The sequence below is a fragment of the Limnoraphis robusta CS-951 genome, from assembly GCF_000972705.2.
On record NZ_LATL02000271.1, the window covers coordinates 1 to 11,635 of the forward strand.

Below are 11,635 nucleotides of genomic sequence, written 5' to 3' on the forward strand. Positions count from 1 at the left end.
TCAGTAATTAATTCTTGTGCAAATGGATAATCTTTGGCATTCATTTTTTCCGGCTTATCTTTATCAAACGGTATTGCCATTGTACCACTTTGATTTGTAAGGTAGTTAAACACTTGAACGATTGAGAAACGTTTCAGCAAGTTCTTCTAACTGTTTAAAGTTGAGTTTTCCTTGAAGGTTTCGAGGTAAAACATCGACAGCTACCCAATGTTTAGGCTGTTTAAACTTGCTCAGTTTTTCATGTAATGCTATCTGCAAATTCGAGATAGAAACATCGGGAATATTAGGAACATAAATCGCTGTTACTACCTGTCCCCAATGACTATCTGGTAAACCAATAACGCCGACATCCGCTACCAAACCTGTTGAACGAATTGCTGCTTCTACTTCCGCCGGATAAACATTTTCACCCCCAGTAATAATTTTATAGCTATTGCGTCCGACAATTGTTAAATATCCCTGTTCATCCAAATAACCTAAATCATCAGATTTGAGAGTTTTCAGCCCAGATTTTGCCTTGTCACTTTGACCATAATATCCTAAAGCCAAAGAGTTTGCGTCTATTGTTAAAATTCCCAGTAAATTGACACCTAATTCTTGATTATTTTCNCATTTTCACCCCCAGTAATAATTTTATAGCTATTGCGTCCGACAATTGTTAAATATCCCTGTTCATCCAAATAACCTAAATCATCAGATTTGAGAGTTTTCAGCCCAGATTTTGCCTTGTCACTTTGACCATAATATCCTAAAGCCAAAGAGTTTGCGTCTATTGTTAAAATTCCCAGTAAATTGACACCTAATTCTTGATTATTTTCACTGTATACTGTTATTTTAGCATGGGGTAAAACTTGACCATAGCTGTTATTTCCTGCTAAAAAATCCTCGGGTTTGAGGGTCGCAATTTGAGCGGCTGTTTCCGTCATTCCGTAGGTGGGAGCGAGTCGAATTTGATGCCGTCTCGCCTGTTGTAATAATTCTAACCAAGCAGGCGCACCCCCTAACAAAACCGTCTGAAATTGCGACAGCCAACGAGTTGTTTGAGAATGATTTAAAAGGCGTTGGAGTTGGGTAGGAACCAGAGAAATAAAAAATTCTGAAGGATTAATTTCTGGGAATTTTCCCCTTTCCAGCGTTTTAAACGGAAAAATTGCTAACGTTCCGCCTGTTGTGAAAGAACGCATAAATTGCATTAATCCACTAACATGATATAAAGGTAAAGTGCAGAAAGAATTGACCTGTTTTATGTTAAAATACTGTTGGAATCCTTGCACCGAAGCCGTTAACGTTTCCCAAGTATGAATCACAAATCGAATATTTCCCGATGAACCCCCAGTGGGAATCATAATGGAAGCGTGAGGAGTTGAAATAACAGAATTTGTCTGAATATAGGAGGGGTTAAACTCCTCTAAATTGCCGAAAATCACATCGGGATGAACGATTTTAAAAACCTGTTCCCACTCCGCTTTTACCCAGTTGGGATTGCATAAAAAAATCGGACATTTAGTGACAACTGCGGCTAGAAACGTTGCTAAAAAAACTGTCGGTTCGGGTTCGGCGAGGATAATTTTGGGATGAACTCCCTGAGCGTTGATAAATTCAGTTAGTTCTTGAAAGCGATGTTGATAGATTTTATTAAACTCAGAACAATTATATCCGATTAACCAATCATCGGTTCTCAAATTTAAATAATTTTTAACATCAGTTGATGAACTGCTTTTAACTTGAAAAGATACCACGCTCGTTTTTTCTCGAATATTGCTGTCTCTCACTTTATCAGAAAGTTGAACTCAATTCACACCACCAACTTTGATCATTTTCCTGAAACCAATGTCCAATTCCAAAACCCACCGCTCGTTTAGGATCAGAGAGTTGAGAGGCTAAATTCAAAGCCGCTTGTCTTCCCACTGGGGTTTCAAAGACGGATGAAAATACCGCATCAATTGAATTTTCAAGACACAATTTTCGCAGTTTTCGCGGAGAACCCACAATAGCAGGTTTAATCACAAAAATTCCCCGCCAACCCCGTTGATAACAGTCTTTAATTTGTTTAAGGTTAGCGACAGATTCATCTAACGCAATAGGAGTAGAATATTGTTTATTTAACGCCAACATTTCAGCAAACTGATCAACAGATAAGGGTTGTTCTAGATATTCAATTTTGAGAATATCAGATTTTATTTCATCACAAACGGATAACCATTGATTCGCTTCCTCCCAACTCAATCCCCCATTCGCATCTAACCGCAAATAGATAATTTCTTGCTTTTCTCTTTCTGAGTTTATTGTCTCTAAAATGAGTTGAGTTAACTGTTTAAAGATTTGCAGTTCTTCAGAAATCGGATGAACCGCGATTTTCCATTTAAACGTTCTAAAACCTTGATTTAAAAGGGTTTTAAAGACTGGTAATCCAGCGTTTCCTGACGGTAAAAGTCCACTGAATTTCAGTTCTCTTAAAAACCCGGTTTCTTTGAGAAACCGGGTTTTTGGATAGGTCAAAGCTGACTCAAACCCAAACTGACAAGCAGGAAGGTTATCTGGAATTTCGAGAATATCTTCTAACGTTAACGTTTGGGGAAGTTGCTGACAAAATTCTAACGCTTGTTGTAACGTTTCCGAACCAAACCAACTCAAAGGTGCAATTTCACCCCAAGCGATTTTTCCCTGTTCGTTTGTGAGACGAATAATAATTCCCTCACGGGTTTTCCAAGTTCCGTGATGAGTTTTTAAAGGGTGTTTGAACTTGCGACAATAGGGAGAAAAGTTAAACTGATAAACCATTAACTCTCGACTAAAAACTCTTGCACCAGTTTAACCCACTGTTGGGGATTTTCTACATGAATATTATGACCGCAGTTGGGAATAATTTCAAGCTTTGCAGTCGAACATAAATTCGCCATTTCTTGATTAATTTTAATAAACTTTTCATCCAACTCTCCAACCAACAATAAAAGCGGAACTTTCGTCTCTGAAAGTTTATCCCAGAGTGAGGGTTGATTTCCTGTTCCCATCATTCCTAGAGATTTGGCTAACTCTGTTGGATTATTTTGCAGACGCCGTGCTAAAATTGTGTTAAAGTTGGGATGATTTTTAAACGTTTTAAATAACGGCTGATTGTACCAATTTTTTAAAAAACTTTGTAAGTCTTGCTGTTCGAGTTTTTCTGCTAATTGTAAATCCGATAAATAACGTTGACTTCGCTCTTTTTCGGTTTTTAATCCCGGAGAAGCTGATTCTAAAACAACTTTGTTAAAATATTGAGGATAATATAAAGCCAGATAAAGTGCTAACCTTCCTCCCATCGAATAACCGACGAGAAAACACTGTTTAATCTGTAATTCTTCTAACCAATCTATTAAGCCTTTAGCTGTGTTTGAGAGGCTGTAAAAATCATCTCCACTGTTAACTTTAGTTTTTCCATGTCCCGGTAGATCAACGGCTATACAATCAAAGCTTTTAGATAAGGGGGAAATGACCGTATTAAAATCATTGCCATTTCCCAGAAATCCATGTAAAAATAAGAGAACGGGTAAATTGACATTCCCCGTGCGAAAAGAGTGAAAGTTGTAATGTTGTGACATTTACGCTGAGTTTTTATTAATCATAAACCCAGTGCAGAAAAGGAACCGCAGCCGCACAGAATGCCATAAATACAAATAAACCGCCTAACATTCCAAAAAAGAGAAATTCTTCGCCTCGTTGTTTCGCCAATTTAACGATGAGAAAGCTATAGCCATAGGAGGCGAGAAAGAAAAAAATGGTGAAAGCTGTGAAGTAATATTCCATAGGTTAGATCACGAAAAACTGCTGTGAAAGCGTTTCTAATTCAGCTTGAATTGTTTCAACTGACTTGAAAAGCTTCATTTTCTATTGTAACGAAATTGAACAAAAAACGATGATACAAAAAGTGAACAATGTTAAACAATTATCATTTCTTTACAAAATCTTGTATCCTACGTTTGTCTCTCGAATAACCGGAGATTAGTGATTAAACCCTTTTTTCCTTTCGGTAATATTTCTGTTAGGCAGAACCGCTTCCAAGAACATATAAACTTAATAATGTTCCGCTATTCCACAAACAATGCAACAACATAGACGATAACAAATTCCGCGATCGCGTATACACAACTCCTAAAACAATTCCCAGAGTCATTAACGGAATGACTTCCGAGATATTCATATGAGCGATCGCAAAGAATAAACTACTCAGTAAAATCGCACCTCCAAGCGGCATATATCGAGTCAAAGAAGGGAGTAAAAACCCGCGAAACATAATCTCTTCAAACACAGGTGCCGCAATAGAAGCCGTCACAAAAAAGATAATCAAAGCAACCGGATCTCGATTTTCTAAGGCTATGGATAAAAGCGGATTACTTCCCCCCTGCCCATACCAAAGTTGTTGGTTAATTAAAGAGACTAAAATCACTAAAGGAAGTGCAGTAACATAACCTCCCAACCCCCAGAAAAACCAGCCTTTTTTCCAGTCAATATTAAACCATCCTTCGGGTAAGGGGAAAAAAGGTTTCAAAGAGAAATACAAAACCGATAATCCACCCAGCATCAAAAAGCCATAATTTGCCCAGACATAAAACGCTTTACTGCGAACATCAAAACTGGCAGGATTGATATTAAGAAACTGAAAACCCAAACTAAATATGATGGGAATCACCAGTTGTCCAACCAAGAAAAACCCCACCACAAAAACTTGAATCAGCGTTTCTGTATCCCAAGGCGTTAACCAAGTAACATCAGTATTTTGAGCGAGAATAGAATCTTTTCCTTTCAATAGGAATTGAACCCCTAAGACAATCAACAAAATCACACCGACAAATAACCCGATTCCCGGAATTGCACTAATAACGGTGAGTTTAACAACCGCTTCTTCAGCAAGTTCTTGTTCTTTTGCTTGAAGGATTTGTAAATCTTCTGTGCGTTCTTGGAGTTGATAAAGTCGAGACAAAGCCTGATAACTAAACCATCCCTCTAAATTATTTTTAATCGTTAATTCAGTCTCGGGAAAAATTCGGGCTGGCTCACTCCAAATTCCCCGTAAAACTTTAGCGAGTTCAAGCTGTTTTTGAGAGTTGGGTAGAGATTGACTGGTTGGAATCAACGTCTGCCAAGTGTTTAACGCTTCTTCAGTTTCACCTTGTTCGGCTTGTAAAATGCCGATGCGGATTGTTAATTCATCGATCAATTGTTGTAACTGTTCAGCAGATTGAGAAGGCGATTCTAGGGTTTTAACTGTTTCTAGATTGTCTTTTGCCCCCGACTGCACCTCCTTGTATTGTTTGAGGGCAGATGTTGAGGCATTTTCACCAATCAGATTATTTTTTAAGGTGCTAAAATCTTGTTGAAACTCTGGATCGGCTTGCCATTCTGTTGCATGAAGAATCAGATTGGTTTGATAGAGTTCCAGACGGCTTTGAATTTGCGGTTGAGTGATACTATCGATTAATGAAGCACCCACCAGTATAATGGTCAGTAAGGTCAGAATTCCTAAGATAAATCGCTTGATTGTCATTGAGTCTCCAGAAAATATTTCAGTTGACAAAGATGTATATTCTAACAAATTTTAGGCATCCTGATCCTAGTGTATATTAGGCCTGCTTCATATCAATAAACTTCATTTAATTTAGTCTCTGTCCAGATTGCTACTTATAGTCTGTAGACTTTTGTCGATCAGGGGCTAGATGATCGCTGAATGAATCATCAGCCAAGAAAAAAGTTAGGGAGCAATATTAGACAACTTCGCATCAAGCAAGGACTTTCACAGGAGCAACTTGCAGAAAAAGCCGATCTACATCGAACCTATGTTGGTGCAATAGAGCGAGGTGAGCGGAATGTCAGTTTGGATAATATTGTCGCTTTAGCTCATGCTCTTGGTGTCTCTGCAAGCAAACTTTTAGAGGGAGTTGATTAGTTGCTAACATCTCCGTATATAGGACATCCAGAAAGCGACTGGATGGCAATAACAAGACAAGTTATTGATGAATTTCCGCTTTCTAGTGAAGTTTTAATCTCTACAGTTGAGGAGGCATGGAAAGATCTGTATTCTTCGAGTTTTGGTGATTTTAGATTACAAATAGGTCGAGATATATTTTTACCTGCTCAAGCTATAGGAATTATATTAGAACGTTTGATTGCAGTCCGTCTAGCTCATCAAAATTCCGGTTGGAGAGGAAGTCAAGCTAAACATGAAAAAGATATCGTTTGTACTTTTAATGACCGCTATTCTTTTGAAGTGAAAACCTCTTCTAGCAAAAGTAGCTTTTATGGAAATAGAAGTACAGGTCATCGTTCAGAGAATCGCTTGAAGTATCGAACTGGATATTATCTGATTATTAACTACAAACTCCCTAAAGAGGATGATTTGCAGCGAAAAATCTGGAAAATTCGTTTTGGCTGGATTGATGATGAAGATTGGGTCGGTCAAAATAAACCAACAGGACAACAAGCATCCATTGGCGCAAAGGTAGCAAGTTTAAAGTTAGTTACCCTGAAAATGAGTCCGTAAGTAGCTCAAATAAACTTTTCTGTTCAACTTGATTCTCCAGTTCATAACGAATTCTTTTGATCCGCTCTATTGCTAGATCGATATATAAATTATTAATCTCAAAACCAACTGTTTTTCGACCATTACGAATAGCTGCTTCTGCTGTAGAACCTGAACCCAGAAAAGGATCAAAAACAATATCTCCAGGGTTACTACTTGCTAAAATAATACGGCTAACAAGCTGAATTGGAAATTGAGNTCTCCAGTTCATAACGAATTCTTTTGATCCGCTCTATTGCTAGATCGATATATAAATTATTAATCTCAAAACCAACTGTTTTTCGACCATTACGAATAGCTGCTTCTGCTGTAGAACCTGAACCCAGAAAAGGATCAAAAACAATATCTCCAGGGTTACTACTTGCTAAAATAATACGGCTAACAAGCTGAATTGGAAATTGAGCTGGATGAGGAGTTCTTTCTTTGGAACTACGATTTTTTCCAGATGTTACTTTAGGTATTTTCCAGACATCTGTAGGATTTTTACCTTTAGTATTACATTTCAGTTTACCGTTTTTCTTTTGATGGGGATATTTAACATTGGGATCTCGCACATCATCCAAATTAAATGTATAATTATGATCATCTTTAACATACCAGAGAAACTTTTCATTTCTCGGAGAAAAAAATAATCTTCCAGCTACACCAGCACTATAGTTCCAGACAATTTCTTGGATTAAAAAAAAGGGAATTTTATCCCAAATGAGATAAGGAATAGGAATGGCTTTCGCTGTATTCGGAAGTGATAGATATCCAAGATTTAACCAAAAGGTTCCATCCGGTGATGTGCAACGATATACTTGACTTACCCATTCGGCTATCCATGTAATATAATCTTCTACAGGTAATACCGATTCATACTCTTTACCGATATTATAAGGAGGAGAGGTTACGGTTAAACGCAAACACTCGGCAGGTAGGTGATTTATTAACTTTAAACAATCACCCTGATAAATTAATACATCCTCATCTTCATAAGCAGGATCTCCAAGAAAAGACTTTAATTCACATAAATCCATTTGTCGTTTCTCACTCATAAAATCCATTCTATATCTTTAGTTTAGGTCAACTTTTAAACAATTTATCTGGGTAGTCCCAAACTTTTGAGACTCCGAATAAGTAGACATTACCCATCCGACTGCGGCTATACTCGATATGGAGAGCAGCAGGAGTCTATAAATGTCCTACGATCGCGAAAAGCAAGTTGCAATTGAAGCCACGTTATCCGCCGCCAAATTGTGTGAACAAGTGCGTCAGGCGATTCCCCCCGCGATGGAAAAAGGCGATAAAAGCCCCGTTACGGTAGCGGACTTAGGTTCACAGGCGATTATTTGTAAAGCCATCAGTGAAGTCTTTTCCCATGATCCCATTGTTGGAGAAGAGGACGCGACAGAATTACGAAAACCCGAAATGGCGCATAATTTGGCAAAAGTCACTGAATATGTTAAAGGTGAGATTGCAGATGCTACATCCGAACAGGTGATCACTTGGATTGATCGCGGTAATGGTCAAGTCGGACAACGCTTTTGGACATTAGATCCGATTGATGGGACGAAAGGCTTTTTGCGACAAGATCAATATGCGATCGCTTTGGCACTGATTGAAGATGGGGAAGTGAAAGTAGGGGTGATGGCTTGTCCCGCCTATCCCGTCAAAGATCACAAACCCGGGATGTTGTTTATGGCGGTTCGGGGGGAAGGGGCGATAATGATGCCCTTTGCGACCGCAGAACCCACTCCGATTCATGTGGTTAAAGCCGATGATACCGCAAATCTGCGCTTTGTCGAAAGTGTGGAATCTTCTCACGGAGATCAGGATCGACAAAATGCGATCGCCCAAGCTGTGGGAATTACAGCGCCTTCGATCCGCATGGACTCTCAAGCCAAATACGGGGCGGTGGCTTCAGGACAGGCTGCGTTGTATTTGCGGCTTCCCTCTCCCAAGTCTCCCGACTACCGCGAGAATATTTGGGATCATGCCGCAGGTGCGATCGTTGTTGAAGAAGCAGGTGGGCGCGTTACAGATATGTATGGTAAACCGCTTGATTTTGCTTCTAAACCGAAAATGATGGAAAATCAGGGTGTAATTGTTAGCAATGGCATTATTCACGATACGGTATTAGCGGCTTTGAAATAGTCGGAATAGTTCTCAAGCTTTCATGGAGAATTCATAACATTTTAGATTGACAATTTGACCATTTTAAGCGGGGGGAAGGGTACTTCTCCCTTTTTTTTGTCGAGTCAAACCTAAAAAAATTAAGGTTTGATCTCTCTCGATTTTGTGTTATAGTCTTATTCTTGAACGGAATGTTTAGACATTAAGAACAAACAAACCAAACCTTTACAACCAAAGAGGGTGAATCCATGAAAATTAGCGCAAGAAATTCCCTAAAAGGAACCGTTAAAGCTGTACACGCAGGAGCAGTCAATACAGAAGTTGTGATTGAAGTTGCTCCCGGCGTTGAAGTGGTTTCTATCATTACTAAAGATTCTGCTGAAGCATTAGGGATTGCCGAAGGGAAAGAAGCCTACGCAGTTATCAAAGCGAGTAATGTGATCGTAGCTGTTGAGTAGCCGTTAGATCACCCGATTGTAGGTTGGGTTAAGCAGTAGCGCAACCCAACTCAAACCAATCATTGTTTGATTTTTTATGTTGGGTTTCGTTCCTCAACCCAACCTACAAAGCACCAATTTTTTATGGGCTGTGTTGGGTTTCGTTCCTCAACCCAACCTACAAAGCACCAATTTTTTATGGGCTGTGTTGGGTTTCGTTCCTCAACCCAACCTACAAAGCANGTTGGGTTTCGTTCCTCAACCCAACCTACAAAGCACCAATTTTTTATGGGCTGTGTTGGGTTTCGTTCCTCAACCCAACCTACAAAGCAACTATCTACAAGTTAATAACTTGAGTTAATGCTTCTCGCACCACTTCTATTCCCGCACCAGGGAGATAACCATTTTCACTCAGATAGCGTTTCCAAGCTTTTGTTCCCGGTTGTCCGGTAAACAGTTGTAAAACATGACGCATTATACTATTTAATTTAACGCCTCGACTCAGCCAATATTCTAAATAAGGAAACATCGCTTCAACCACTTGATGACGAGTTAAAGGAGTCGTTTCTTCGCCATAAAATTCTTGATCAGCCGTTGCAAATAAATAAGGATGATCATAAGCCGCACGTCCGATCATCACCGCATCTACAGATTTTAACTGTTCGTGAACTTGAGAAAATGTTGTCAACCCGCCATTAATTTCAATCAACAAATGGGGAAATTCTTGTTTCAACCGATGCACATCTTCATAACGTAAAGGGGGAATATCTCGGTTTTCTTTGGGACTTAACCCTTGCAACCAAGCTTTCCGCGCATGAACCGTAAACTGTTGACAACCCGATGCAGAAACAATTTGCACAAAATTCGCCATATCTTCATAGCGATCGCGATCATCTATCCCAATACGATGTTTAACTGTTACCGGAATTTTGACTCGGCTTTGCATCTTAGAAACCGCTTCAGCAACTCGTTGAGGTTGCGCCATCAAACAAGCGCCAAAATTGCCATCCAGTACCCGTGAACTCGGACATCCCACNCCCGATGCAGAAACAATTTGCACAAAATTCGCCATATCTTCATAGCGATCGCGATCATCTATCCCAATACGATGTTTAACTGTTACCGGAATTTTGACTCGGCTTTGCATCTTAGAAACCGCTTCAGCAACTCGTTGAGGTTGCGCCATCAAACAAGCGCCAAAATTGCCATCCAGTACCCGTGAACTCGGACATCCCACATTCAAATTCACCTGATCATAACCCATATCTTCGGCAATTTCTGCACAGATGGCTAACTCTTGGGGTTGATCTCCTCCGACTTGTAAAACGAGGGGTTTTTCTTCTGGAGAAAAGCCTAAAAGTTTGTTGCGATCGCCATGTATAATCGCCGCAGACGTCACCATTTCAGTGTACAATAATGTCCGTCGAGTCATTTGGCGCATGAAATACCGAAAATGGCGATCGGTGCGATCCATCATCGGCGCGATACTTAAAGGATAAACTTGATTTGGGGAAGTAAAATTCATCGGATCTTAGCAAGACAGCAGCAAATTTAGGAGATAATAGATTTAGTATTATTGTTGTCGTTTAGTGAAAAGAGTTCGATGATGTTGGAACCCGGTACACTCTGGAAACGGACTCAGGAACAAACCCGATTTGCACTTCAATGTGGTGCGCTTCAGTCTATCCCCACTGAATATCAGTTTATCGAACAGGATGGCATTTTGTTCTTTGTGCGAATTGTCTCTAATTTAGCACGAAAAGAGCAAGCCAAACAACAACAAGAGCAAAAATCTGAAACGTCTGGAAAACCCTTTAACCCGTTTCTTCCCTATGAAAAAGATTTATTCGTTGCTGATTTATCTCCGACTCATTTAGGTTTGCTGAATAAATATAATGTCCTTGATCATCATCTGTTAATTGTAACACGAGAATTTGAAGAACAAGAAAATTTATTAACCCTGCAAGATTTTCAGGCTTTATGGATAGCTTTAGCCGAAATTGATGGATTGGTATTTTACAACGGAGGTGCCGATGCGGGGGCGAGTCAACGACACAAACATCTGCAACTTGTTCCGCTTCCACTTGTTCCCAATGGCGTGAAAGTTCCCATTGAACCTGCTATTAATTCAGCGCAATTTTTAGGCGCAATTGGCAACTGTCCCCAACTGCCTTTTATTCATGGTTTAATTCGCCTTGATCCGCTTTTAGTTCGTTCTCCCGAAGAAGCCGCAGTCACGACTTTAGAGTTTTATTATAACCTGTTAAAAAAAGTCGGTTTACAGGGAGAAAAAGGCATGACGGGAAAACAATCGGGTGCTTACAATTTAATTATAACACGAGAATGGATGTTATTAATTCCAAGAGTTAAAGAAAGTTTTGAAGGAATTTTAGTGAATTCTTTGGGCTGTTGTGGGGCGATGTTAGTGAAAACAGAAGAAGAACTACAACACCTCAGAGAAATTACCCCATTTACCGTTTTACGCAATGTTTGTATCCCGAAATAAACAGTTAAACAACCCGGTTTC

The 11,635-nt window shown here is 39.5% G+C and carries 12 protein-coding genes and 3 pseudogenes; 5 read left to right on the forward strand and 10 right to left on the reverse strand.

Features of this window, described 5'->3' with window-relative positions; genetic code table 11:
- Positions 1–105: 105 nt before the first annotated feature.
- The 6 genes and pseudogenes from WN50_RS22935 to WN50_RS22960 all read right to left on the reverse strand — a co-directional run.
- Positions 106–609, reverse strand: a 504-nt coding sequence (locus WN50_RS22935) for an AMP-binding enzyme (protein ID WP_152964905.1), incomplete at its 5' end; no start/stop codon positions are given.
- 1 nt (position 610) lies between these two features.
- A pseudogene (locus WN50_RS22940) lies at positions 611–1,346 on the reverse strand (AMP-binding protein); the annotation flags it as partial.
- A gap of 430 nt (positions 1,347–1,776) precedes the next feature.
- Positions 1,777–2,781: an o-succinylbenzoate synthase gene (locus tag WN50_RS22945; RefSeq protein ID WP_046276584.1), complete on the reverse strand. Its 1,005-nt coding sequence runs from the start codon at positions 2,779–2,781 to the stop codon at positions 1,777–1,779.
- Complete coding sequence (gene menH / locus WN50_RS22950) at positions 2,781–3,581, reverse strand: 2-succinyl-6-hydroxy-2,4-cyclohexadiene-1-carboxylate synthase (protein ID WP_046276585.1); 801 nt, start codon at positions 3,579–3,581, stop codon at positions 2,781–2,783. Before menH ends, WN50_RS22945 begins: the two co-directional genes overlap by 1 nt.
- Positions 3,582–3,597: 16 nt before the next feature.
- On the reverse strand, positions 3,598–3,786 hold the full coding sequence (locus tag WN50_RS22955; protein ID WP_046276586.1) for a hypothetical protein: 189 nt from the start codon (positions 3,784–3,786) through the stop codon (positions 3,598–3,600).
- Between the two features lie 235 nt (positions 3,787–4,021).
- Positions 4,022–5,524, reverse strand: coding sequence for a type II CAAX endopeptidase family protein (locus tag WN50_RS22960; protein WP_046276587.1), 1,503 nt, complete (start codon positions 5,522–5,524; stop codon positions 4,022–4,024).
- A gap of 180 nt (positions 5,525–5,704) precedes the next feature.
- Here WN50_RS22960 and WN50_RS22965 point away from each other — a divergent pair, with 180 nt between their 5' ends.
- Both WN50_RS22965 and WN50_RS22970 read left to right on the forward strand, forming a co-directional pair.
- Entirely contained in the window at positions 5,705–5,923 is a 219-nt protein-coding gene (locus WN50_RS22965; protein ID WP_046276588.1) for a helix-turn-helix domain-containing protein, read from the forward strand.
- Positions 5,924–6,517 carry a ScaI family restriction endonuclease gene (locus WN50_RS22970; protein ID WP_152964904.1) on the forward strand — a complete coding sequence of 198 codons (594 nt, stop codon included), beginning with the start codon at positions 5,924–5,926 and terminating at the stop codon, positions 6,515–6,517.
- Here WN50_RS22970 and WN50_RS22975 read toward each other — a convergent pair.
- Both WN50_RS22975 and WN50_RS22980 read right to left on the reverse strand, forming a co-directional pair.
- A partial coding sequence (locus WN50_RS22975) for a DNA methyltransferase (RefSeq protein WP_160315429.1) occupies positions 6,495–6,754 on the reverse strand: 260 nt, incomplete at its 5' end. The two genes, WN50_RS22970 and WN50_RS22975, sit on opposite strands and share 23 nt — an antisense overlap.
- A 1-nt stretch (position 6,755) precedes the next feature.
- Positions 6,756–7,602 (reverse strand): annotated as a pseudogene (locus WN50_RS22980) (DNA-methyltransferase); the annotation flags it as partial.
- Between the two features lie 133 nt (positions 7,603–7,735).
- Here WN50_RS22980 and WN50_RS22985 point away from each other — a divergent pair.
- Together WN50_RS22985 and WN50_RS22990 are read left to right on the forward strand one after the other, a co-directional pair.
- Positions 7,736–8,692 carry a 3'(2'),5'-bisphosphate nucleotidase gene (locus WN50_RS22985; RefSeq protein WP_046276591.1) on the forward strand — a complete coding sequence of 319 codons (957 nt, stop codon included), beginning with the start codon at positions 7,736–7,738 and terminating at the stop codon, positions 8,690–8,692.
- Between the two features lie 227 nt (positions 8,693–8,919).
- The gene (locus WN50_RS22990) at positions 8,920–9,129 is read left to right on the forward strand and encodes a TOBE domain-containing protein (RefSeq protein WP_046276592.1); all 210 of its coding nucleotides are present in this window, start codon (positions 8,920–8,922) and stop codon (positions 9,127–9,129) included.
- A gap of 316 nt (positions 9,130–9,445) precedes the next feature.
- Here the strand turns inward: WN50_RS22990 and dusA are convergent.
- The coding region (dusA, locus tag WN50_RS36550; RefSeq protein WP_063847416.1) for a tRNA dihydrouridine(20/20a) synthase DusA at positions 9,446–10,144 on the reverse strand (699 nt) is incomplete at its 5' end.
- Position 10,145: 1 nt separating this feature from the next.
- Positions 10,146–10,633, reverse strand: a pseudogene (locus WN50_RS36555) (tRNA-dihydrouridine synthase); the annotation flags it as partial.
- An 81-nt stretch (positions 10,634–10,714) separates the two neighbouring features.
- Here WN50_RS36555 and WN50_RS23005 point away from each other — a divergent pair.
- Positions 10,715–11,614: an ATP adenylyltransferase family protein gene (locus tag WN50_RS23005; RefSeq protein WP_200906340.1), complete on the forward strand. Its 900-nt coding sequence runs from the start codon at positions 10,715–10,717 to the stop codon at positions 11,612–11,614.
- Positions 11,615–11,635: the final 21 nt, after the last annotated feature.

Excerpts from the sequence above, each read along its gene's own strand:
- WN50_RS22945 (WP_046276584.1), bottom strand. The coding sequence starts at position 2,781 with ATGGTTTATCAGTTTAACTTTTCTCCCTATTGTCGCAAGTTCAAACAC.
- menH (WP_046276585.1), bottom strand. The coding sequence starts at position 3,581 with ATGTCACAACATTACAACTTTCACTCTTTTCGCACGGGGAATGTCAAT.
- WN50_RS22955 (WP_046276586.1), bottom strand. The coding sequence starts at position 3,786 with ATGGAATATTACTTCACAGCTTTCACCATTTTTTTCTTTCTCGCCTCC.
- WN50_RS22960 (WP_046276587.1), bottom strand. The coding sequence starts at position 5,524 with ATGACAATCAAGCGATTTATCTTAGGAATTCTGACCTTACTGACCATT.
- WN50_RS22965 (WP_046276588.1), top strand. The coding sequence starts at position 5,705 with ATGAATCATCAGCCAAGAAAAAAGTTAGGGAGCAATATTAGACAACTT.
- WN50_RS22985 (WP_046276591.1), top strand. The coding sequence starts at position 7,736 with ATGTCCTACGATCGCGAAAAGCAAGTTGCAATTGAAGCCACGTTATCC.
- WN50_RS22990 (WP_046276592.1), top strand. The coding sequence starts at position 8,920 with ATGAAAATTAGCGCAAGAAATTCCCTAAAAGGAACCGTTAAAGCTGTA.
- WN50_RS23005 (WP_200906340.1), top strand. The coding sequence starts at position 10,715 with ATGTTGGAACCCGGTACACTCTGGAAACGGACTCAGGAACAAACCCGA.